We start from the raw sequence: 20,714 nt of genomic DNA on the forward strand, positions 1-20,714 counted from the left end.
AGTCATTGGCCATGCACTCCGCGCGAATTAAAATTGTCATCGACAATCACAATACCACCTTAACTTAGACCACTGCCCTTTTATGATACGGGCCCCTCACTCGGCCTTTCCTTCCTGCAGGCAGAGCTGCCCTGCCTCCTCCCCCACCAAGCCAAACGGCTCATCTTTCACAATTAGAAAGCCGTCGAGGTCGTGCACCTCGGCCAATGCGCTGATGTGGAGCGCCGCGGCAATGCCCACGCTGGTTTCTACCATGCAGCCGAGCATAGGCGTGAGGCCGTGGGCCCGCGTCTGCCGCAACAGGTCGATGCCGCGCCGGAAGCCGCCGGCTTTCATCAGCTTCACGTTCACACCGTGAAATTGCTGTGCGATGGCCGCAAAATCGGCCGTATCGGTCACCGACTCATCTGCCAGGAGCGGCACCGCGCTGCGCGGGCGCAGGTAGCGGTAGTCTTCGGCCTGGTCAGCGGGCAGGGGCTGCTCCAGAAAGCGCATGCGCAGGCCGGGCAGTGCCCCCGCCTGTTCCAGAAACTGCAGTACGGCGTCGGCATCGGTCCAGGCCTCATTGCCGTCTACCAGCAAAGAATGGTTGGGCAGGGCTAGGGCTACTTCCGCAAGCAAGCCGAGGCCTTCGGCTTGATTTACTTTAATTTTAAGCAGTTCAAACCTCGCTGCATTCTGCTGGCGCAGGAAACCGGCCACTTCCCCCGGCTCCATAATGGGCAGCGAAAAAGCTGTGGGCACCCGGCGTGCCGGCGCGGGCACGCCCAGCCACTGCCACACCGGCTGCCCGGCACAGGCGGCCAGCCATTGCACCAGGGCCGACTCCAGAGCAAAGCGAAGAGCCTGAGCGGCGGGCTGCACAGCCAGCAGGGTATCTAGTGCGGCCAGCGAGGTCACATCGGCCAGGCCATTGGCCTGCAAGGCTGCAAGCTGTTGCGCCAGCAGCTCTGGCGACTCGCCGTACCGCACGTTTGGAGCGGCCTCGCCTATGCCCTGGTGGCCCTGGCCCGCCACGCGCAGCAGCAAGTTGGTTTTAGTAGCGGTGGCGTTGCGGGATATTTTCCAAACGTAGTTGAGGTGCAGTTGCCGGGTAGTAAGGGTCCAGGTGGGCATGAAGGAAAGGGCATGGGGCCGGCGCCGAAGTTGCAGCCAAAAGTTTGGACTGCCTACGATGTGGCAGTTTTGGCTGTCTCAGCCAAGCCCGACAACTACCCAAAACGCTCTGATGCAGCTCGCGTTGAGGTGTTTTTTGCGGGCTGGGCGAGCCGAGTTGAGAGCTGCGCCGGTTTGCTGGCGGAAGAATGCCGTTCTTTATGCCCTCATTCCATTCCCACGGCCTTTTAAGTTGCATGACGAAATCTCGTTTATTCCTCGTTGCGGTTGTCCTAGTAGTGATTGGCATCCTGCTCACTATACTGACAGCCAATAATATACTGGCGCTACCCGCGGCAGTACCCGTAGCAGCGCGATGGGTGGCGCTGGTCGCCCTGGCTGCCGCAGTGGCCCCCCGCCGCTCCCTCACCCTCTGGATTGTGTACAGCATGCTCGTCGGCATCGAGCTCGGACACGATGCGCCGAGTGTTGCCATGAATTTCAAGGTGCTGAGCGACGCTTTCTTGCGCTTGGTGAAAACCATCATCGCCCCGCTCGTATTTGCCACGCTGGTGGTAGGCATTGCCGGCCACGCCAACCTGAAGCAGGTAGGCCGCATGGGCCTCAAAGCACTTATTTACTTCGAGGTAGTTACCACCTTTGCTCTGTTCATCGGGTTGGCAGCCATCAACCTTACCAAGGCCGGCGTAGGCATCAGCCAAGCCGGCGTGAAGGAAGAGGAGCTGGCCGCCGTAGCCCCGCAGTCAGCGGCCGACATCATTCTGCACATCTTCCCCGAAAACATCGCCAAGTCGGTGGCCGAGGGCCAGGTGCTGCAGGTGGTAATTTTCGCCATTCTGTTCGCCATTGGTCTGGCTCTCACCCCCGAGCGGCCCCGCCGCGTGATGCTGGAATTCTGCGAAAGCCTCTCGGAGGTGATGTTCAAATTCACCAACGTGGTGATGTTCTTTGCCCCTCTCGGGGTGGGCGGCGCCCTGGCCTACACGGTGGGCAAAATGGGCTTTGCGCCCCTGCTCAATGCCCTGCAGCTGCTCCTTACCCTCTACGGGGCCCTCATTGCGTTTGCCATTCTGATACTGCTGCCGGTGGCCTTGCTGGCGCGCATTCCGTTGCGCCGCTTCCTGGCGGCCGTAGCCGAGCCGGTGAGCATTGCCTTCGCCACTACCTCGTCGGAAGCGGCCCTGCCGCGCGCCATGGAAGCCATGGAGAGCATTGGCGTGCCGCGCCGCATTGTGGCCTTCGTAATGCCCACCGGCTACTCCTTTAACCTCGACGGCACCACACTTTACCTTTCGCTGGCGGCCGTTTTTGTGGCCCAGGCGGCTGGCGTGCCCTTTACATTTGGGCAGCAGCTGCTCATGGTGTTCACCCTCATGCTCACTAGCAAAGGTGTGGCCGGCGTGCCCCGCGCTTCGCTGGTTATTCTGCTCGCCACGGTTGCTTCCTTCAGCTTGCCGGCTTGGCCCGTGTTTATCATTCTGGGGATTGATGCCCTGATGGACATGGCCCGCACTGCCGTGAACGTGCTGGGCAACTGCCTGGCTTCGGCAGTGGTGGCCCGCTGGGAAGGCGAGTTTATCGACGACTACCAGGGCCCCGACCCTACCGAAGTAGAAGCCCCCCAGGAGCTCGCCGGCAGCGCCCATTAAAGCACAACCTGTAGCAAGGCAATGGCCTCGGCTCAGCCAATACTATTTGCATAAACGTTAAACAATTTAGTTACTTATATACGTAAGGCATTTGAGTAAGCCGGGCGGCCCGCTGCCAGGGCTGGCCTCTCAACTCTTGCTTTCGCTGCTAACTACATCCCTCAACCGGTATGTTCCGTGCTGGTGGGGAGCAAATTTTGTTCATTCGCCGAAAAAGGATTCCGCGGGCCCGCTGCCTTGGCTAACTTAGCTTTTCGTTTCCAAACAGTGCCGGTGAATCAGCATCATTTGGCTTTTTCATTTACTTTTTCCTCATTGTTATTAACTTACATCTATGAAATTTACGCGTCAACTCGCCATATTGGCTTTTGCCCCAGCGCTGCTGGTGGCTCCGGCTTGCGTGTCGGTAAAGTCCATGATGAAAGGAACTCCTTCGGCAGCCATCTCTAATCGCCTGCCGGCCCTGGAAATTTTGGCTGACCAAGGCCCGCTCGCAATGAACGATGGAGCCTTGCCCGAAGACCCCCTCAAACTGTTTCAGCAGGAATGCCAGACCAACCTGATTGAACCCACCGATACGGCCACGTTTGGCTACGCCAAGCTTGTGGTTAAGAAGGTGCGCACCCTGCGCACGGGCCGCGGCCTGCAGGGCATTCAGGTGCTGACCTTTATGCTGCCAGCGGTATTTGGCATTCCCCTGGAGTGGTACAAAACCACCCTGCAGGCCGAAGTACAGGTGAGCGACGCCTCCGGCAACTTGCTGGGTTCCTACGTAGGCAACGGCACTTCGGCAGTAAAAGTGGCCATGTACCACGGCTACTCGCAGACCACGGCACCGCGTCTGGCCGACATTATTGCCCTGCGTGGCGCCATGGCCCAGATTCGGCCCCAGCTCGATACGGCCACTGCCCGCCTGCGCCCCCTGCTGATGGCGGGCGGCACGGTTGAGAACCCGACCCTGCCGTCGTCGTCGGTTGTGACGGGCAGCCGCTAAACCGCGCTGGTGCCTCTACCGCTATTTTAGTAACATTGAGTGGCCCGTAGTGCCCTGCCTCGCCCCGGTGAGGTGGGTGCTACGGGCCTTACCTTTGCCCCTGCCATGGCCTACCCTCTGTCTTCCCGTTTCGCAACGTTCATCTGCTTGGGCCTGGGCTTGCTGCTGAGCAGTTGCTGCGCCAACAACGTGTGCGACTGCCAGGACAGCGAAGCCGATGCCGTCAGCATCAGCTTTTCGCCGGCTTTCAGCGCAACTGAGCTCGACACCATCATCCTCACGCGGGCGCCGAAGCTCTTTCAGGCGAGCAACAAGGTAGAATCGGTAACCTTGATTCGAACAGCGGCCCGGGCTCGCGATGCCATTCAGCTGAACAACGCCACGCCCTTTGGCCAGGTTGGCACCAGCAAGCTCAACGAGTACCGCTATGAGGTGCAATACCTTGTGCAGCCGCCACGCAGCAAGCCCGTGCCCACTACCGTACTGGTTATCGACAGCGTGCAGCTAAAAGGCAGCTTGGAAGGTAATGGCTGCTGTACTTGCTACATCAATAGCCAGAAAACGGCTTTTACCAAATATCCCTCACGAAACGGCACTGCGCTAGACAGCGTGGCCGTCATAGATTTAAAGCAACGGCCTTCCATCGAGGTTATTAAATAGCCGGGTAGCCAGCAGTGCTCGTATAGTACCTGCCGGGCTGCAAGGCCTGGCCGAAATTTTTGTTTTTCGCTTATATGCCTGCTGAACCTATATCTCCAGTGGCTGCGCCGGTGCCCACGCCCCGCAAAACCGTTCCTGTTTCGCATTTTCCATTCCGCTCAACACTCAGCCTGGAACCGCTGATTACGTATTGGCAGGAGCGTGAGCGGGCCAGCAATGCGGGCGTGGCCCTGCTGGCCCGCGCCATTGGCGAAAAGGTAGCGGAAGCAGACTGGTGCCGGGGCCCGCTCACCGACAACAAGGTGCTCGACTGTAACTGCGACCTAATTGAAACGCTGATGCTGGCGGTGTTTCCGCCGGCGTCGTTCGCAACCGACATCACCGGGGTAATAGGGCCGTTTCAGCGGCGCAGCTTCTACTCCACGCGCCATTTTCAGGAGGTGATGCTCCACAAGGACCGCACCATCAAGCAGCCGCTGAACATCGACATGGTGGCCATGGAAAAGCAGATGGGGCTAATGGCGTATCACCTGGTGCTCCACCGCGTGTATGGGGCCGAGCTGCCATCGCTGGGCACCATCATCTTCACCGTGCCAGATTACCAGATTGGGCTTTACCGGCACTATGGCATCGACTTTAACTCGGATTTTGTGACGGTGAAAGTAGTGGGCGAGCCGCCCGTGCTCACCCCCGAGCAGATGGACACGCTGATTCACAACCGCCACCGCGTGGAATTGTGGCAGGAGATGCTGCCGCCCGAACACTTCGAGCTGGAGGGGTTCAACATTATTCAGCTGATGGACGTGACCGAGCAGGAAATTCTTTCGGAGTTGAAGTACGACCTGCTCGAGCGCGATGTGCTGCAAACGCCCGCCCGCTTTGAGCAGATTCAGGAGAAGCTGCGGGTGCTGTTTGCCGAGCCAGCCCTGCAGCTAGGCATTGCCGCTTACGACGAGAAAAAGCGGGCTTTTGTGGATTTTGGCCGCAAAATCAACCATAGTTTCCTCACCAAGCAAGTGCAGCATCAGTCGGCCGAGAGCAGCTTCCGGCAGATTTACGACCGACTCTTGCGCGAGCGTGAGCCTCTGGTGCTGAAGGATGTGGCCACGGCCGATATTCCCGAGGACCTGCGTCGTCAGATTATGGGGCTGGGGATTAATTCGGCCATTCTGGCCCTTCTGCCCTACGGCAACGACACGGTGGGCCTGCTGGAGCTGGGCACTCCCAAAGTGGGTGGCCTCGATGAATTTGAGTTGGACAAAGTAGCGCAGTTTCTGCCCCTGTTTGCAGTGGCCGTGAAACGCAACGCCGAAGACCTGCAAACACGGGTGCACGCCATCATTCGAGAGAAATTTACCGCCATTCACCCCACCATGGAATGGCGCTTCATGGACGCGGCCCGCAACCTACTCACGCAGCTTGACTCCGGCAACCGCACGGCCGAGATGGAGGCCATAGTATTCGAGGACGTGTATCCGCTGCACGGCTCCTGCGACATTCGTAGCAGCAGCACAGCCCGCAACGAAGCCATTCAGCAAGACCTTATTGAGCACCTCAACCTGGCCAACAAGGTGCTCAAAAAAGCTTCTGAATACCAACAGCTACCCATTCTCGACGAGCTGAAGTTCTACGTGACCAAGAACCTGCGGCGGCTGAAAGACGGTATCCTGTCGGGCGACGAAGCCAATATCTACGACTCGCTGAGCAGAGAAATTGAGCCGTTATTCGAATACTTGGCTACTCACACGCCCGAAATGCGGCCGGTTATCACCAAGTACTGGGACGGCATCGACCCCAAGCTCGGCATTCTTTACAAGCGGCGTAAAGACTTCGAAGTCAGCGTTACGATGCTGAACGAAGCCGTAGGCGACTACCTGGACGAGGAGGAGGAAAAGGCCCAGCAGATGTTTCCGCACTACTTCCAACGCTACAAAACCGATGGCGTGGAATACAACATCTACGTGGGCGCGGCGCTGGTCGAAAACAAGCCCTTTGACCTGGTGTTTCTCAAAAACCTGCGCCTGTGGCAGCTCCTGACCATGGTGGAGATTACGCGGCGCACCGCGGCACTGAAGGAAACCCTGCCAGTGCCGCTCGAAACCACGCAGCTCATTTTGATTCACGGGCAGTCGCTGAGCATCCGCTTCCGGCAGGACGAGCGCCAGTTCGATGTAGACGGTGCCTATAATATTCGCTATGAAATCATTAAGAAGCGAATTGACAAAGCCACCGTGCTGGGTACTGACGAGCGGCTGACGCAGCCTGGCACCATTTCCCTGGTGTATGCCCAAAGCCGTGAGGCCGTGGAGTACTACGAATACATCGATTATCTGCAGGACCGTGGCCTGCTGGAGCCCGAGGTAGAGGAGTTGGAACTGGGCGAGTTGCAGGGCGTGAAGGGCTTGCTGGCTCTGCGGGTACAGGTGAAGCTCAGCTAGTGTCGAGGCAAACCAGTAAGAAGCCTGCTAATTGTAAATAAGCCTGCCCACCACGCGACGAGCGAGTTTTGCTTTAGTCGGCAAGTATCTCCTTCTCTTCTTTCCAGAAAAGCTTAATACCCAGCCGGCAGGCCACTAGCCAAGCGGCACCGCCCGCAAAACCGGCCAGCACGTCGGTGGCGTAGTGCGCGTGCAAATAAACCCGGGTGAGGCCAATCAGCACCACCCAGATTAACAAGGGAGCAACCCAACCGGGCCGGTTGAAGTGCCGGGCCAGAAACCACGCCAGGCAGCCGTAGAACGTCATTCCCAGCATGGCGTGGCCGCTGGGGAAGCTGAGGCCAAGGGTCTGCAGCAGGGCATTGCTAGGACGCGGCCGGCCGAAGTACATCTTGAGAAGCTGGTTGAGGATGATGCCGCCCAACATGGCAAGCACCAGTTCCATGGCTTCGCGCCGGTAGCCTGCCCGACGCAGCAGCAGCGGAATAATGATGCCCGCAGGCAGCAGAAATGGAAGCGCTGCAAAAAAGGTAACGAAGCGCACAGGCCCCGTCATCCAGGGATGAGCCTGCCGCAGCTCATCCATGAGGCCACCGGCCCAGTCGTCGAGTGCCAGCGAATTATCAACGAACACAACCCGCGTGAGGTAAAAGAAAACGGCAAACGCGGCCATAAAAAGCACCAATCCCAGCGCAATTTCGACGGTGAGCAGGCCAGCCAGCGCCAGCAAACGGGAAGTAAAACGGTTCATAGGCACGCTGGCAAGCAAGATGCTTCGACAAGCCGGCAATGACCGACTGTCGAGATAGGTTCTTGGTACGCAATAACGAAAAAAGCCAGCCCTTTTGGGCTGGCTTTTCAAAACGTGCGCTCGGGGAGACTCGAACTCCCACACCTTGCGGAACTGCCGCCTGAAGACAGCGCGTCTACCAATTTCGCCACAAGCGCATGCAGTGGGCAAAAAGCCGCTCTCCACGTTAGGAAGTGCGGCCTTTTGATGGTGCAAAGATACGGCGCCACTTTGCAGCTGCGCAACACTTGCGGCGTTTTTTTCGCTGTTTTGCGGGGCTGGAGGCACCGCCAATTGTTTTTCAGTTACTTGCCGCGCTATTTTTTTTCTGCAAACGCCGCTTTCTGGTATGCCCGACCCTGTTGTGCGCTCTTATTCTGCTCCAGTGGTCCCTGACGCGCCCACTGGTTTCGACCGGGTGGCATGGTGCTACGATTTCCTGGCGGGCGCCGTGTTTGGGCCTTCTCTGAAAAAAGTGCAACGGGCCGCACTGGCTGGTCTGCCAGCTGGTGCCCCGCACGTGCTCATACTGGGCGGCGGCACGGGCTGGGTGCTGGCCGAAGTCTTGCGGCGCCGGCCCATGGCCACGGTGCTTTATCTGGAGGCTTCTACCAACATGCTCGTCCGGGCCCGGACTTTGCTGAGCCGCGATTTTCCGGGTACCGCAGCGCAGGTCGAATTTAGGCACGGCACCCAAGAGGCGCTTGGCCCCACCGAAAGCTTCGACGCTGTCATTACCTTTTTTGTGCTTGACTGCATTGCCGCTGATGAGATAGGCAGGGCTCTGGCGCAGCTGCGGGCGGCGCTGCGGCCGGGAGCACCGTGGCTGCTGGCTGATTTCCGGCCCGCCCAAAACGGCTGGCGCTGGATTTTACTCCGGATGATGTACACATTTTTTCGGCTCACCACAGGCCTGCGGGCGCAGGAACTGCCCGCCCTGCACCCGGCGCTGGCACAGTTGGGGCTGCACGTAACTAGCAGCAGTACATTCTTTAGTGGCGCCATGGAATGCGCAGTGCTGGTTGACGGGGCTGACCTTTCGGTTCTCAATTAATTTTTGGAGCTGCTACTCTTGGCCGAGTTGCTCTTGGCTAATTGTAGCTTATTGCCCGCAAAAACGCCATCTTCTGTTGCAAATCGTACGCACCTTTGCAGAATAAGCACTTAGCGACGATGACGAATACCGGCTTACTCACTTCTCCCCCTATGAACCAATTCCTTACTGCTGGTTTCTTATTAATTGTTGCGTTGGGAGGAAACCCGGTGTGGGGGCAGGCCCAAGCTGATGCCGGCCCGGCCATTCGCTATGCCCTGTCTTTTCCCAATGCGGTCCACCACGAGGCCCGGGTGACGGTCACGTTTGCGGGGGTGCCCAAAGGCCCGCTCCGGGTGCGCATGGCGCGCAGCTCGCCTGGGCGCTACGCCCTGCACGAGTTTTCTAAAAACGTGTACTACGTGGTGGCCACCGATGGCCGCAACCAACGCCTGCCTCTCACCCGGCCTGACCCGTATGGTTGGGACGTGACCCCGGGCACTGATGGCACCGTGGTATTCAGCTACACGCTCTACGCCAATCGCACGGACGGCACCTATTCGGGCATCGACGAGCAGCATGCCCACCTCAACATCCCGGCCACGCTCTGCTACGCCACCGGGCTGGAAAGCCGGCCGGCCGAGCTAAAATTTGAACTACCTGCCACCTGGAAAGTGGCCACGCAGCTACGCCCAGGGGCCGAGCCGAATACCTTTACGGCCCCTAACATGCATTACCTGATGGACAGCCCGGTATCGTTGGGTGACCAGCAGGTGCGAACCTGGCAGGAAGGCAAACAGACAATTGAGCTGGCCGTGCTGCACCAAGGCTCCAGCACCGAGCTAGATGCCTACGCCAAGAAGGTGCAGCATGTGGTGAAAGAGGAAAGAGCCATTTTTGGCGAGCTGCCGACCTTTGATTTTGGGCGTTACACCTTCATCGCTAACTACCTGCCTCAAGCCATCAGCGACGGTATGGAGCACCGCAACTCAACGTCGCTGACCAGCCCCCGCCCGCTGCGCGAAGACGCCGGCACTCGCAACCTCGGCACCGCCGCGCACGAGTTCATTCATGCCTGGAATGTGGAGCGCCTTCGCCCCCGCGACCTGGAGCCTTTTGACTTCCAGCGGGCCAACATGAGCGATGCTCTGTGGTTTGCTGAAGGCTTCACGAGCTACCTGAGCCGGCTAGCCCTGCGCCGCGCCAAGCTGATTTCGGACGAGGAATTCCTGAGCGACCTGAGCCGCTGGGTCAACCTGCGCCAGAACAGCCCCGGCCCCCGCCTCGCCTCCGCCATTGACATGAGCCGCCAGGCTGCCTTTATAGATGCCGCAGCGAGCATTGACCCCATGAACTCGGCCAACAACTATTTGTCGTACTACGACCACGGGGCGGGCATTGCACTGGTGCTCGACTTGCAGCTGCGCCAAAACCATAAAACTTCCCTCGACAAGTACATGCAGGCCCTGTGGCAGCAATTCGGCAAGAAGCAGGCAGACTATGCGCCCACTCATCCCTACACGGTAAAAGACTTGCAGCGGGTATTGGGCGAGGTGAGCAAGGACACGGTATTTGCGGGCAAGTTTTTCCGGGAGCATGTGTACGGCCACGAGCTGCCCCGTTTTGGCGAAAGCCTGTTGGGAGCAGGCCTGGCCCTGGTTCCGGTCCGGTTCTCCGTCAACACGCTGGCTCGTCAGATTGAGTTTGACCAAGCAGGCCGAGCCATTGTGGCTTATAACACGCGCATCGGCTCGGGCCTGTACCAGGCCGGCATCGACCGGGGCGACCAGCTCGTGGCCCTCGATGGCAAGGAGCTTAAGAGTGCCAGCGACCTGGAGGCCGTGCTGCGCAAGCACACGGCCGCCGACGTAGTGCCAGTAAAATTCAGAACGCCTGGTGGCCTAGAGAAAACGGCGCAGCTAGCCCTCAGCGAAGAGCCTGTGATGCAGCTAAAACCAGTTGAGACAGTTGAGAAAGCGAGGCTAACTGCTCAGCAGAGAGCACTGCGCGAGGCCTGGCTGGCCAGCCAGGCAGGCAACTAATTTATTTCTGTGCGGTTTGGTTTCCCCAAGCCAGCTGCCCGGTTGCTCGCGTAACCGGGCATTTTTTAAACCCATTCATGGCCAAAGTCTCTTATCTCCGCAACGAATCTTTGCCCACGGTGCGGCCGGGATACAAGGGCAATAAGCTGTTCGGCAACGCTTTTGCCAACGGCGAAGAACTGTTTGAGCCAAATTTTGGCAACGTGCTGAAATGGCAGCTCTCGACGAACCCGCAGAAAGAGGAAAAGAAGCAGGACACCTGGGCGCCGGCCGTAGTGGACTGCAGCGCGGCCTTTTCGAGCACCGAAGACATGCTGGTGTGGCTGGGGCACGCCTGCTTTTTGCTGCGTGTGGCGGGCGTTACGCTGCTCTTTGACCCTGTGCTATTCAGCTCAGTGGGCTTGCGGCACCGCCACGCCCTCCCCTGCCCGCCCGAGGCCGTGCGGGGCATCGACTATCTGCTGCTTTCGCACGGCCACCGCGACCACCTGGACGAGAAATCCATGAGCCTGCTGGCGCAGCATAACCCACAGATGCAGGTATTGTCGTCGCTGCGCATGGCCCCGCTGCTGCGCAGCATGGCACCCAGCCTGACGGTGCAGGAGGCCGGCTGGTGGCAGCAGTACAACCTGGGGCCTGGCTCGCCGCTGGAAATCACCTATCTCCCAGCCTCCCACTGGCACCGCCGGGGCTTGGCCGACATGAACCGAGTGTTGTGGGGCAGCTTCCTCATCCAGGGAGCCGACAAGCTCATCTACTTTGCCGGCGACACCAGCTACGGCGACCATTTTGAGAACATTGAAAAGCTGTTTGGCCCCATCGACGTTGTGCTGATGCCGATTGGCGCCTACAAGCCGGCCTACATAATGGCTAAGAGCCACGTCAATCCTCACGAGGCTGCCAAGGCAGCCAACGTGCTGCGGGCTGGCCACGTGGTACCCATGCACTACGGCACGTTCAGTTTGTCAGACGAGCCGGCGTCGGAACCGCTGCGGCAGCTCACCGATGTGGCTACGGGAGGCATGTTGCGCGGCGAACTGCACGCCCCTGCCGTGGGCGAAGTGCTGCGCTGGCAGGATTGGGAGTAGCATTTTATTAAGCTGCTAGCTATTAGCCATTAGCTGTTAGCTTTTTGCAGAGCAGAATGTAAACCCCATGGGGTTGAGCAGCGGCTACGCTGGGCGCTACCTGTTAGCTTTGCTCCCTGATGCTGAGCTGTGGCCAATAAGCTAACAGCTACCAGCCATTAGCTAACTGGCTACTCCTAATGTCCCCCACCCTCGTTTTAAGCCTCGTAGCGGGCTACTTCGCCGTTCTCATTATCATTGCCATCCTCACGTCGCGGGGGGCTACGAGCGAAAGTTTCTTTGTGGCCAACCGTAACGCGCCGTGGTACATGGTGGCGTTTGCCATGATTGGCACCTCGCTCTCGGGCGTCACGTTCATCTCGGTGCCGGGCATGGTCGAAAGCCAGGGCTGGAGCTACATGGCCGTGGTATTTGGCTACTTGGTGGGCTACGTGGTGATTGGCACCGTGCTGATGCCGCTGTACTATCGCCTACGGCTGGTATCCATCTACACGTACCTGGAGCAGCGGTTTGGGTACTGGAGCTACAAAACCGGGGCGCTGTTCTTCCTGATTTCGCGCGCGGTGGGCTCGGCTTTCCGGCTGTACCTAGTGGCTGGGGTGCTGCAGTTGGCGGTGTTCGAGGAAATGGGCGTGCCGTTCTACGTCACGGTCATCGTCAGCATCATGCTCATTTACCTCTACACGTTCCGGGGCGGCCTCAAGACGATTTTGTGGACCGATACCTTCCAGACCATGGCCATGCTGCTGTGCGTGGGCGTGAGCATCTACCTCATTTCGTCGGAACTGAACCTGAGCTTTGCGCAGATGGTGGAAACAGTGAAGTCCAGCGACATGTCGCGCATTTACTTTTCCGACTTCCGCGACGATAAATTCTTCTGGAAGCAATTCGCTTCGGGTGCCTTCATTACCATCGTGATGACGGGCCTAGACCAGGACTTGATGCAGAAAAACCTAAGCTGCCGCTCGCTGCAGGACGCCCAGAAAAACATGTTCTGGTTCAGCATCGTCATCGTGTTTGTCAACATGCTGTTTCTCACGTTGGGGGTGCTGCTCTATCAATTTGCAGCGGCCAAGGGCATTGCCCTGCCCGTAAGCGCCACCGGTAAAATTATGGGCGACAACGTGTTTCCGCTGCTGGCCACCTCGCACTTCACCCTGTTTGCGGGCATCATCTTTATACTGGGCATTATTGCCGTGACCTACGCCTCGGCCGACTCGGCCCTGACGGCCCTCACCACCTCGTTTTGTGTCGATTTCCTCGACATCAAGCAGTACGACGAAAAGCAGCAGACACGGCTGCGGCAGCTCACCCACCTGGGCTTTTCGGCGGTACTGATTGTCATTATTCTGATTTTTAAACTGATAAATGACCAAAGCCTGATTACGGCTGTGTTTAAGGCTGCGGGCTATACCTACGGGCCATTACTGGGCTTGTTCTCGTTCGGAATTCTTACCAGCCGCGGCCTGCGCGACCGGGCAGTGTTGCCCGTGTGCATTGCGGCGCCTATCTTCACTTACATTCTGAATGCCAACTCTGTAGAGTGGCTGAACGGCTATAAATTTGGGTTTGAGATTCTGCTGGTCAACGGCGCGCTGGTATTCCTAGGCTTGTGGGCCATTTCGCGGCCCCGCGACGTGAACCCGATAGCCCAAGCAGCGGTTTAGGTAGTTATATTCTGACTAGAAACCCTGAGAAAATTGAAAAATTTACCCCGGCAGCTAGCGTAAAACTCTGAGCTAAACGTCGGCACAACTGGTATACGGGCTACGCCTGTCCGCCGAAGCGTGGTCTGTGCAAGTATACCTTCTGCTTTAAATTGCTTCTTACTATCTGATGACCAATACTATTTTATCATTTTTGCTGATGCTGGCAGCGGCTCCGATGGCCATGGCCCAGCAGCCGGCACCGGCCACTACCCAGCAGCCCATTGTGCTTCGCCCCGGCAATATGCAGGTGCAAGCCAAATCCCCGGCCAACCGGCCCGACCGGGCGCCCGTGTACCCAGGCGGTGAGCAGGCGCTGGGATTGTTCTTTCTTCAGAACATCAATTACCCCGAGGCAGCGCGGGCCAAGCAAGTGAGCGGCACGGTGCTGGTGACGGCTACGGTGAATGCAGACGGCACGGTGAGCAACCCCGTGGTGGCGCAGTCGCTCTCGCCCGAGTGCGACGCCGAGGCCCTGCGCGTGGTGCCCCTGCTCACGGGGTGGCAGCCGGCCATGCGGCGCGGGCGGCCCTTGTCCGTTCTTATTCAGCTGCCCGTTCCGTTTGGTGGCGCGGGCGAGATGCGGGTAGAGCAAAACCGCCGCCAACCCCTCAACCAGCAGAAACGCTAATTTTATTTTACGTGGGGACCCGGCCAGCGCCAGGTCCTGCTTTTGTTATTTAAATGGCCCGTAGCGGATTGAATACCAGCGGCGGCGACACCGCGTTGGACGCCCCCAAACCCAAGCTTACTAAAGAAGTCTTCCGGCGCAGCCTGCGGGTGTTCCGCTACGTGCTGCCGTACAAGGGTCCTTTCATTGTGGGCATGGTGCTGTTGCTTCTCAGCAGCACCACCACCATGCTGTTTCCGTGGATAATTGGCAAGCTGGTGAATGTGGCCAATGGCAAGCCCTTGGTGCTGCCAGGCGGCCTCACCCTGAATATCAACCAAATTGCTGGCGGCCTTTTTGGCGTGGCCGTGCTGCAGGGGCTGTTTTCGTTTGGCCGCATCTGGTTTTTCACCCGGGTGAGTGAGTTCACGGTGCGCGACATTCGGCAGGCGCTGTACGCCAAATTTATGTCTTTGCCCATCCCATTTTTTGAGAAAAACCGGGTTGGTGCCATTACCTCGCGCATTACCTCGGACGTCGCCCAGATTCAGGACACCTTCTCGCTCACCCTGGCCGAGTTGTTCCGTCAGGTAGCGACGCTGCTGGCCGGCATTGTCTTCATCATGGTGGTGTCGGTGAAGCTTTCGCTGTTTATGCTGGCCACGTTTCCCCCCATTGTGGTGCTGGCCATGGTGTTTGGCCGAAAAATCCGCGTGCTGGCCAAAGCCACGCAGGAAGAGCTGGCTAAGAGTAATGTAATCGTCGAAGAAACGCTGCAGGGCATCAATACGGTAAAGGCGTTTACCAACGAGCAGTTTGAAACCCGTCGCTACGGCGCTTCGCTCACCAACACGGTGCGGGCAGCCTTGAAAAGCAACATGTACCGCGGCGGCTTCGTATCGTTTGTTATCATTGGCTTGTTTGGGGGAATCATACTGGTGCTGTGGAGGGCAGCCTCGCTTGTCCAGTCTGGGCAGATGGAAGTGGGAGACTTGGTTTCTTTCGGTTTCTACACTGTGTTCATCGGGGCTTCGGTGGCCGGTCTGGGCGAACTCTATGGCAAGGTCCAAAGCACGCTGGGCGCCTCAGAACGCATTCTCGAAATCTTGGACGAGACCAGCGAGCCCACCCACTTATCACTCCCGGCGGGCCAGGCCCCGCTAAAGCTGCACGGCAACATTGAGTACCGCAACGTGGCGTTCCGCTACCCTACCCGGCCCGATTTACCGGTGTTGCAAGACATCAGCTTCGACATCGCGGCAGGTGAGAAAATTGCACTGGTGGGACCCAGTGGCGCTGGCAAAAGCACCATTGTGTCGCTGCTGATGCAGTTTTATGAACTCAGCGGCGGCCAGATTCTTATCGACGGCCGCCCCATCGGTAGCTACGACCTCACGGAGTTGCGCCGCCACGTGGGCATTGTGCCCCAGGAAACGCTGCTTTTCGGCGGCACCATCCGCGAGAACATTGCCTATGGCAAAATCGACGCGACCGATACTGAAATCATCAACGCAGCGCGCAAGGCCAATGCCTGGCAGTTCATTGAGTCCTTCCCCGAAGGCCTCAACACGGTGGTGGGCGAGCGGGGCATCAAGCTCTCCGGTGGGCAGCGCCAACGCGTGGCCATTGCCCGCGCCATCCTGAAGAACCCCGCCATTCTGCTGCTCGATGAAGCTACTTCCGCGCTCGATTCGGAGTCAGAAAAGCTGGTACAAGGCGCCATGGATGAACTGATGAAAAACCGCACTTCCATCATCATTGCCCACCGCCTGAGCACAATTCGCAAAGTCGATAAAATCCTAGTGATTGATGGGGGCCGTATTGTGGAGCAGGGCTCGCACGAGGAGCTGGCGGATAACGAGAACGGGCTATATGCGAACCTACTGAAGCTGCAGTTTGAGTTGAGCTGATTTTCAATTAAAAAACGTCATGCTGAGCGCAGCCGAAGCATCTCTACTGCGTCACTAATTAAGGTTAGTTTTAATGTAGAGATGCTTCGGCTGCGCTCAGCATGACGTTTAAGAGGTGGTGTAATAACTTTTATAAGCACCTTCTATCGCACAAACCCGCGCCCCAAGCTCGGGTTTCGTATTTTTGCCCCACAATCACCTCACCAATTTTCTTCAATACTGATGAGCAAGCTTTTGCTAAATCTTACTGCTACGCTAGCTACGGCTGTTACGCTGGTGGCGGCTCCTGCTGCCCAGGCTCAAATTCGTACGCCTGCGGCCAGCCCCGCAAGCACCATCACGCAGCGCGTGGGCCTTACTGATGTCACCATTGTGTACTCGCGCCCCAGCCTGAAGGGACGTGCTGCCTTCGGCGAAAAAACGCCCTTGGCTCCCCTGGGCCAGCGCTGGCGCACGGGTGCCAACTCCACCACCAGCATCAAGTTCTCGGATGACGTGACCATTGACGGCAAAAAAGTGCCCGCCGGTGAGTACGGCATCTACACCATTCCCCGTGCCAACGAGTGGACGGTGGTGCTGAACAAGAGCTTAAAGCAGGGCGCTGACGTGGAAGGCTTCAAAGAAGACCAGGACGTGGCCCGCCTCACCGTGAAGCCCTACAAAGTGGCCAGCAAAGTGGAGAGCTTCACCATCAACTTCACCGACCTCACCCCCGGCACCGCCAACGTGGCCATGGAGTGGGGCAACACCGGCGCCAAGTTCAAAATCACCGCTGACGTCGACAGCAAAGTGATGGCGCAGATTGACGAGAAAATCACTAAGAACGCCAATCCCGCTCCCGGCGACCTCGCCGCTGCGGCCGTGTACTACGCCGAAAATAACAAGGACATGAAACAAGCCGTGGCCTGGATGGAAAAAGCTAACGCCACCGATGCCAAGTTCTGGAACCTGCACTCGGAAGCCAAAATGCGCCTGAAAATGAAGGACTACGCCGGCGCTATCAAGGCCGCTGAGGCTTCTAAGAAAGGTGCGCTCGCTTCTACGCCTCCCAACGGCGAGTATGTGAAGATGAACGAAGACCTGATGGCGGAAGCGAAGAAGGCCAGCAAGTAACGCCGGGTAACTATTCCCTGCTCGGTTTTTAGTGCTGGGGATTACCTATCTCAATTGCCGAAAAGGGCCGCAGCACTGGTGCTACGGCCCTTTTTTTGTTAAATTCCGCGCTAAGCGTTAGTACATAAGTAATCAAGAAAAAAATAAGAACGTCATGCTGAGCGGAGCCGAAGCATCTACACCGCATAGTAAACCAACCTATTGAGTTAGTTACACGGTAGAGGTGCTTCGGCAAGTTCAGCATGACGTTCCTTTTACTACCTACCTGCTTTACATGAAACACTTAATGATATAATATATCACTATTTTCTTGCTCCTTCACGGGGTGCAGCTGGTTGTTCATAAGGGCAGCCAGCATGGAATCGGGCAGCACCAGGCTGGTGAAAAAGTTAACCTTAGCAGCCATGGTGGGCAGGCTGCGCGCGCCGCCTTCCATCAGCACGTCGTATCCTTCTTCGGCCACCGCCCGGGCCGACGCGGGGTGTTTTGCGGCGCGGGTGTTCTCGGCATGAGCCACGTAAAAGAAGTTGGTGTCGGTGGGTGGTGGGCACAGCACGGTCATGGTAACGGCCGATTTTTGCTGCTTCAGCTCGTGCTGCACGGCTTCGGTGAAACTGAGTACAAAGGCTTTGGTGGCAGCGTACACAGCCTGGCACGGACTGGGCGTGAAGGAGGACAGTGACCCTAGCTGCAGAATCCGGCCGGAGTTGCGAGCCATCATATCGCGCAGGTAGAGTTTGGTGAGGTGCACCAGCGCGGTCACGTTTACTTGAATCATGGCCAGCTCGGTGTTCATGTCGGTATCGGAGAAGTAGCCGGTTTCGCCAAAGCCGGCGTCGTTGACCAAGGCGTCAATCTGGAGGCCTCGCAACGTGGTTTCGGCATACAGCATATCCGGCGTGTTGGGCAGGCTCAGGTCGAAAGGCAGGAGCACAATGTCGATGCCTTCGAATTCCTGGTGCAGCAGGCGGGCAGCTTCCTTGAGCTCTTCGAGGTGGCGGGCTACCAGCACTACCCGGTAATCGTCGCGGGCGAAGCACCGGGCCAGCTCGAAGCCGATGCCACTTGATGCTCCAGTAATTAATGCGGTTTGGTCGTTCATGGCTTGAAGGGGTTAGGTGTAACGATGTATATGGAAAGGCGAGCGGTTTATTAGCTTGCTAGCCAAGGGATTGAGTCACACCGGGCCCCTTGGTTGCCCTGATGCTTACAAGGGCTGCTAGTAAGGCAGTGCTTGTAAGCTTGTATAATTTACATATTTTTTATTTATAACTGAGCTACTTCGTCCTCCTTGCTATCTAATTGCAAAGACTCACAACTCCCATACTGGCTGCAGGGCACTGCCTGGAAATGCAAAGAGGCGACCTTGCGGTCGCCTCTTTGCTTTCTAAGTTATGCTAAATTGTGCCTTAGTTTATTGCATTTATAGCACCTTCACCACCAGCTTGGAGGCACTGGCGGGTGAATGGTATAAGCGGTGCGTAGCGATTTGGAAGTCGCTTTCCTCTGCCTGGTAAATGTTATCGACGTACTTCTGCGGGTTGCGGTCGACCAGCGGAAACCAGGTGCTTTGCACCTGCACCATGAGGCGATGGCCTTTCTTAAACGTGTGCATGAGGTCCGGCACGGTGAAGGGCACGGGCGTAACCTGGCCGGGCGTGAAGGGCTCGGGCTTGGCGAAGCTGTTGCGGAAACGGCCGCGCATCACTTCGGAACGCACCATTTGCTGGTAGCCGCCGAGGCGCACGTGCGGTTGGGTGCGCGGGTTATCGGGGGTGTCGTTGGGGTACACGTCAATAATTTTCACCACCCAGTCGGCATCGGAGCCGGTGGTGGCAACCTGCAGCAGCGCTTCGATGGGGCCAGCCAGGGTGAGGTCTTCGGTGAGGACGTCAGTTTGGTAGGTGAGCACGTCGGGGCGGCGGCTGGCGAAGCGCTGGTCGTCGGTCATATACTCGCGGGTCATGCCAGTGGCGGTGGCTTCGGTGAAGGGCACGGGGTGGGCCGGGTCGCTCAAAAACTGGTCGAACTCGGAGCCGCTGGCAGGCTGCTCGAAATTGATTTTGCCGTTGGGCTGGAAGTATAGGGTGCGGTTCTGGGCAGCTTTGGGGGGCCACGCATCGAATGTTCGCCACTGGTTGGTGCCGCCTTCAAATACGTAGGCTTCGGCCAGCTTGCTAGCGGCGTTGGGCTTGTCGTCTTTCAGGTATGACTTAAAGAAGGGCGCTTCCACGTTTTGCTGGTACCAGTAGGACGGCGACGGGCCGTAGTGCACGTTGCCGAGCATTTCGCCGGTGCCGCGGGCCCAGCCGCCGTGTATCCAGGGGCCCATCACCAGGCGGTTGGCGATGCGGGGATTTTGCTTCTCGATGGTTTCGTAGGTTTTGAGGGCGCCGAACAAGTCTTCGGCGTCGTTGAACCCGCCCACGGTGAGCACGGCGGCTTTGATGTCTTTCAGGTGGGGCCGCAGGTTGCGGGCTTCCCAAAAGGCATCGTAGTTGGGGTGCTGGGTCAGTTCGTTCCAGAAGCCGACCTGGCCCTTGAAGTAGTTGGCGTCGGCATTTTTCAGCGGGCCCAGGCGCATGAAGAAATCGTAGCCATCGGGGGTACCGTGCTTGAAGGCTGGGTTCTTGGCAGCCGTGGGCTGCGGGCGTGGCAGGCCGAAGCTGGCCATGAAGTTGAAAGCGTGGGGCAGAAAGAACGCGCCGTTGTGGTGGAAGTCGTCCCAAAACCAGTCGGCGATAGGCGCCTGGGGCGAGGCGGCTTTCAGGGCGGGGTGGCGGCTGAGCAGGCCCGTGGAGGTGTAAAAGCCGGGGTAGGAAATGCCCCACTGGCCCACGCGGCCGTTGTTTTTGGGTCCTTTCTTCACCAGATACTCAATGGTGTCGAAGGTATCGGTGCTTTCGTCGATGTCTTTTTTGCCGGCGTATTTGGTTTTCTGCGGGCGCATGTCCACAAACTGGCCTTCGGACATGTAGCGGCCGCGCACGTCCTGAAACGCGAAAATGTAGCCCTCGTGCAGCATGGTGCTGCTCGGGCTGATGTTGGTTTTGTAACGCTCCGGGCCGTAGGGGCCCACCGAGTAGGGCGTCCGGTTCAGCATAATGGGGTAGCGCACTTTGTCGGCATCTTTGGGCGCGTACACCACGGTGTAGAGCTTGACACCGTCGCGCATCGGAATCTGATATTCCGTCTTGGTGTAGCGCTCGTGGATGTAGAGGGTGTCAGCTACGGCGCGGGCGGTAGCCTCGGCATCGGTGACGGCCACAGGAGCGGGCAGGGTTTGGGCGGCAGCGCCAGTAGCGCACAACACGCCCAGCAACGCGCAGGCGGCAGCGTGGTAAAGAGTTGTTTTCATTCGGAAAGCAGGTTATCAGCCCCCATCCGGAGGCCAAAGCGAAGGTAGCTGCGGCGATGGTTATTACCGCTTAGTAGAATGTGACAGCAAAACAATGAGGTCCTTAGGGGCTTCCTAAACGGTCATGCTGAGCCTGCCGAAGCATCTCTATCGCGCAATTAATGAAAGTTAGTACTGAGGTAGAGATGCTTCGACTCTGCTCAGCAT

Annotated in this window: 15 protein-coding genes and 1 tRNA gene; 11 read left to right on the plus strand and 5 right to left on the minus strand. The window is 58.1% G+C overall.

The genetic code is table 11. The annotated features are described in order from the left end of the window. Window positions 1-96: 96 nt before the first annotated feature. Window positions 97-1,116, minus strand: a complete 1,020-nt coding sequence (locus tag ACP7AJ_RS17895; RefSeq protein ID WP_426061566.1) for a dipeptide epimerase — start codon at window positions 1,114-1,116, stop codon at window positions 97-99. 236 nt (window positions 1,117-1,352) lie between these two features. Here ACP7AJ_RS17895 and ACP7AJ_RS17900 point away from each other — a divergent pair, with 236 nt between their 5' ends. The 4 genes from ACP7AJ_RS17900 (at window position 1,353) to ACP7AJ_RS17915 (ending at window position 6,857) form a co-directional block, all read left to right on the plus strand. Next, window positions 1,353-2,765 (plus strand): dicarboxylate/amino acid:cation symporter, encoded by a 1,413-nt coding sequence (locus tag ACP7AJ_RS17900; RefSeq protein ID WP_426061567.1) that lies wholly within the window; start codon window positions 1,353-1,355, stop codon window positions 2,763-2,765. Between the two features lie 334 nt (window positions 2,766-3,099). Then, window positions 3,100-3,759 carry a hypothetical protein gene (locus ACP7AJ_RS17905; RefSeq protein ID WP_426061568.1) on the plus strand — a complete coding sequence of 220 codons (660 nt, stop codon included), beginning with the start codon at window positions 3,100-3,102 and terminating at the stop codon, window positions 3,757-3,759. A gap of 105 nt (window positions 3,760-3,864) precedes the next feature. Beyond that, on the plus strand, window positions 3,865-4,419 hold the full coding sequence (locus ACP7AJ_RS17910) for a hypothetical protein (RefSeq protein ID WP_426061569.1): 555 nt from the start codon (window positions 3,865-3,867) through the stop codon (window positions 4,417-4,419). A 74-nt stretch (window positions 4,420-4,493) separates the two neighbouring features. Further along, window positions 4,494-6,857: a GAF domain-containing protein gene (locus ACP7AJ_RS17915; protein WP_426061570.1), complete on the plus strand. Its 2,364-nt coding sequence runs from the start codon at window positions 4,494-4,496 to the stop codon at window positions 6,855-6,857. A gap of 73 nt (window positions 6,858-6,930) precedes the next feature. Here the strand turns inward: ACP7AJ_RS17915 and ACP7AJ_RS17920 are convergent, their stop codons facing one another. Next, window positions 6,931-7,608: a phosphatase PAP2 family protein gene (locus ACP7AJ_RS17920; protein ID WP_426061571.1), complete on the minus strand. Its 678-nt coding sequence runs from the start codon at window positions 7,606-7,608 to the stop codon at window positions 6,931-6,933. A 115-nt stretch (window positions 7,609-7,723) separates the two neighbouring features. Then, window positions 7,724-7,805: transfer RNA gene (locus ACP7AJ_RS17925), tRNA-Leu, on the minus strand. A 191-nt stretch (window positions 7,806-7,996) separates the two neighbouring features. Here ACP7AJ_RS17925 and ACP7AJ_RS17930 point away from each other — a divergent pair. The 7 genes from ACP7AJ_RS17930 to ACP7AJ_RS17960 all read left to right on the plus strand — a co-directional run bounded on the left by ACP7AJ_RS17930 (window position 7,997) and on the right by ACP7AJ_RS17960 (window position 17,149). Further along, complete coding sequence (locus ACP7AJ_RS17930) at window positions 7,997-8,701, plus strand: class I SAM-dependent methyltransferase (protein ID WP_426061572.1); 705 nt, start codon at window positions 7,997-7,999, stop codon at window positions 8,699-8,701. A 152-nt stretch (window positions 8,702-8,853) separates the two neighbouring features. Beyond that, a complete protein-coding gene (locus tag ACP7AJ_RS17935) occupies window positions 8,854-10,722 on the plus strand; it encodes a M61 family metallopeptidase (RefSeq protein WP_426061573.1) in 1,869 nt (622 codons plus the stop codon). Window positions 10,723-10,799: 77 nt separating this feature from the next. Beyond that, window positions 10,800-11,810 (plus strand): MBL fold metallo-hydrolase, encoded by a 1,011-nt coding sequence (locus tag ACP7AJ_RS17940; protein ID WP_426061574.1) that lies wholly within the window; start codon window positions 10,800-10,802, stop codon window positions 11,808-11,810. A gap of 179 nt (window positions 11,811-11,989) precedes the next feature. Next, window positions 11,990-13,477, plus strand: coding sequence for a sodium:solute symporter (locus ACP7AJ_RS17945; protein ID WP_426061575.1), 1,488 nt, complete (start codon window positions 11,990-11,992; stop codon window positions 13,475-13,477). Between the two features lie 169 nt (window positions 13,478-13,646). Beyond that, the gene (locus ACP7AJ_RS17950; protein ID WP_426061576.1) at window positions 13,647-14,147 is read left to right on the plus strand and encodes an energy transducer TonB; all 501 of its coding nucleotides are present in this window, start codon (window positions 13,647-13,649) and stop codon (window positions 14,145-14,147) included. A gap of 53 nt (window positions 14,148-14,200) precedes the next feature. Then, a complete protein-coding gene (locus ACP7AJ_RS17955; protein ID WP_426061577.1) occupies window positions 14,201-16,036 on the plus strand; it encodes an ABC transporter ATP-binding protein in 1,836 nt (611 codons plus the stop codon). 222 nt (window positions 16,037-16,258) lie between these two features. Next, a complete protein-coding gene (locus ACP7AJ_RS17960; protein WP_426061578.1) occupies window positions 16,259-17,149 on the plus strand; it encodes a DUF2911 domain-containing protein in 891 nt (296 codons plus the stop codon). Between the two features lie 283 nt (window positions 17,150-17,432). Here ACP7AJ_RS17960 and ACP7AJ_RS17965 read toward each other — a convergent pair whose 3' ends face one another. Together ACP7AJ_RS17965 and ACP7AJ_RS17970 are read right to left on the minus strand one after the other, a co-directional pair. Further along, window positions 17,433-18,251: an SDR family NAD(P)-dependent oxidoreductase gene (locus ACP7AJ_RS17965; protein WP_426061579.1), complete on the minus strand. Its 819-nt coding sequence runs from the start codon at window positions 18,249-18,251 to the stop codon at window positions 17,433-17,435. Window positions 18,252-18,572: 321 nt separating this feature from the next. Continuing rightward, window positions 18,573-20,507, minus strand: a complete 1,935-nt coding sequence (locus tag ACP7AJ_RS17970) for a CocE/NonD family hydrolase (RefSeq protein WP_426061580.1) — start codon at window positions 20,505-20,507, stop codon at window positions 18,573-18,575. Window positions 20,508-20,714 lie beyond the last annotated feature (207 nt).

The organism is Hymenobacter sp. B1770 (assembly GCF_049896385.1).
GTDB lineage: Bacteria > Bacteroidota > Bacteroidia > Cytophagales > Hymenobacteraceae > Hymenobacter.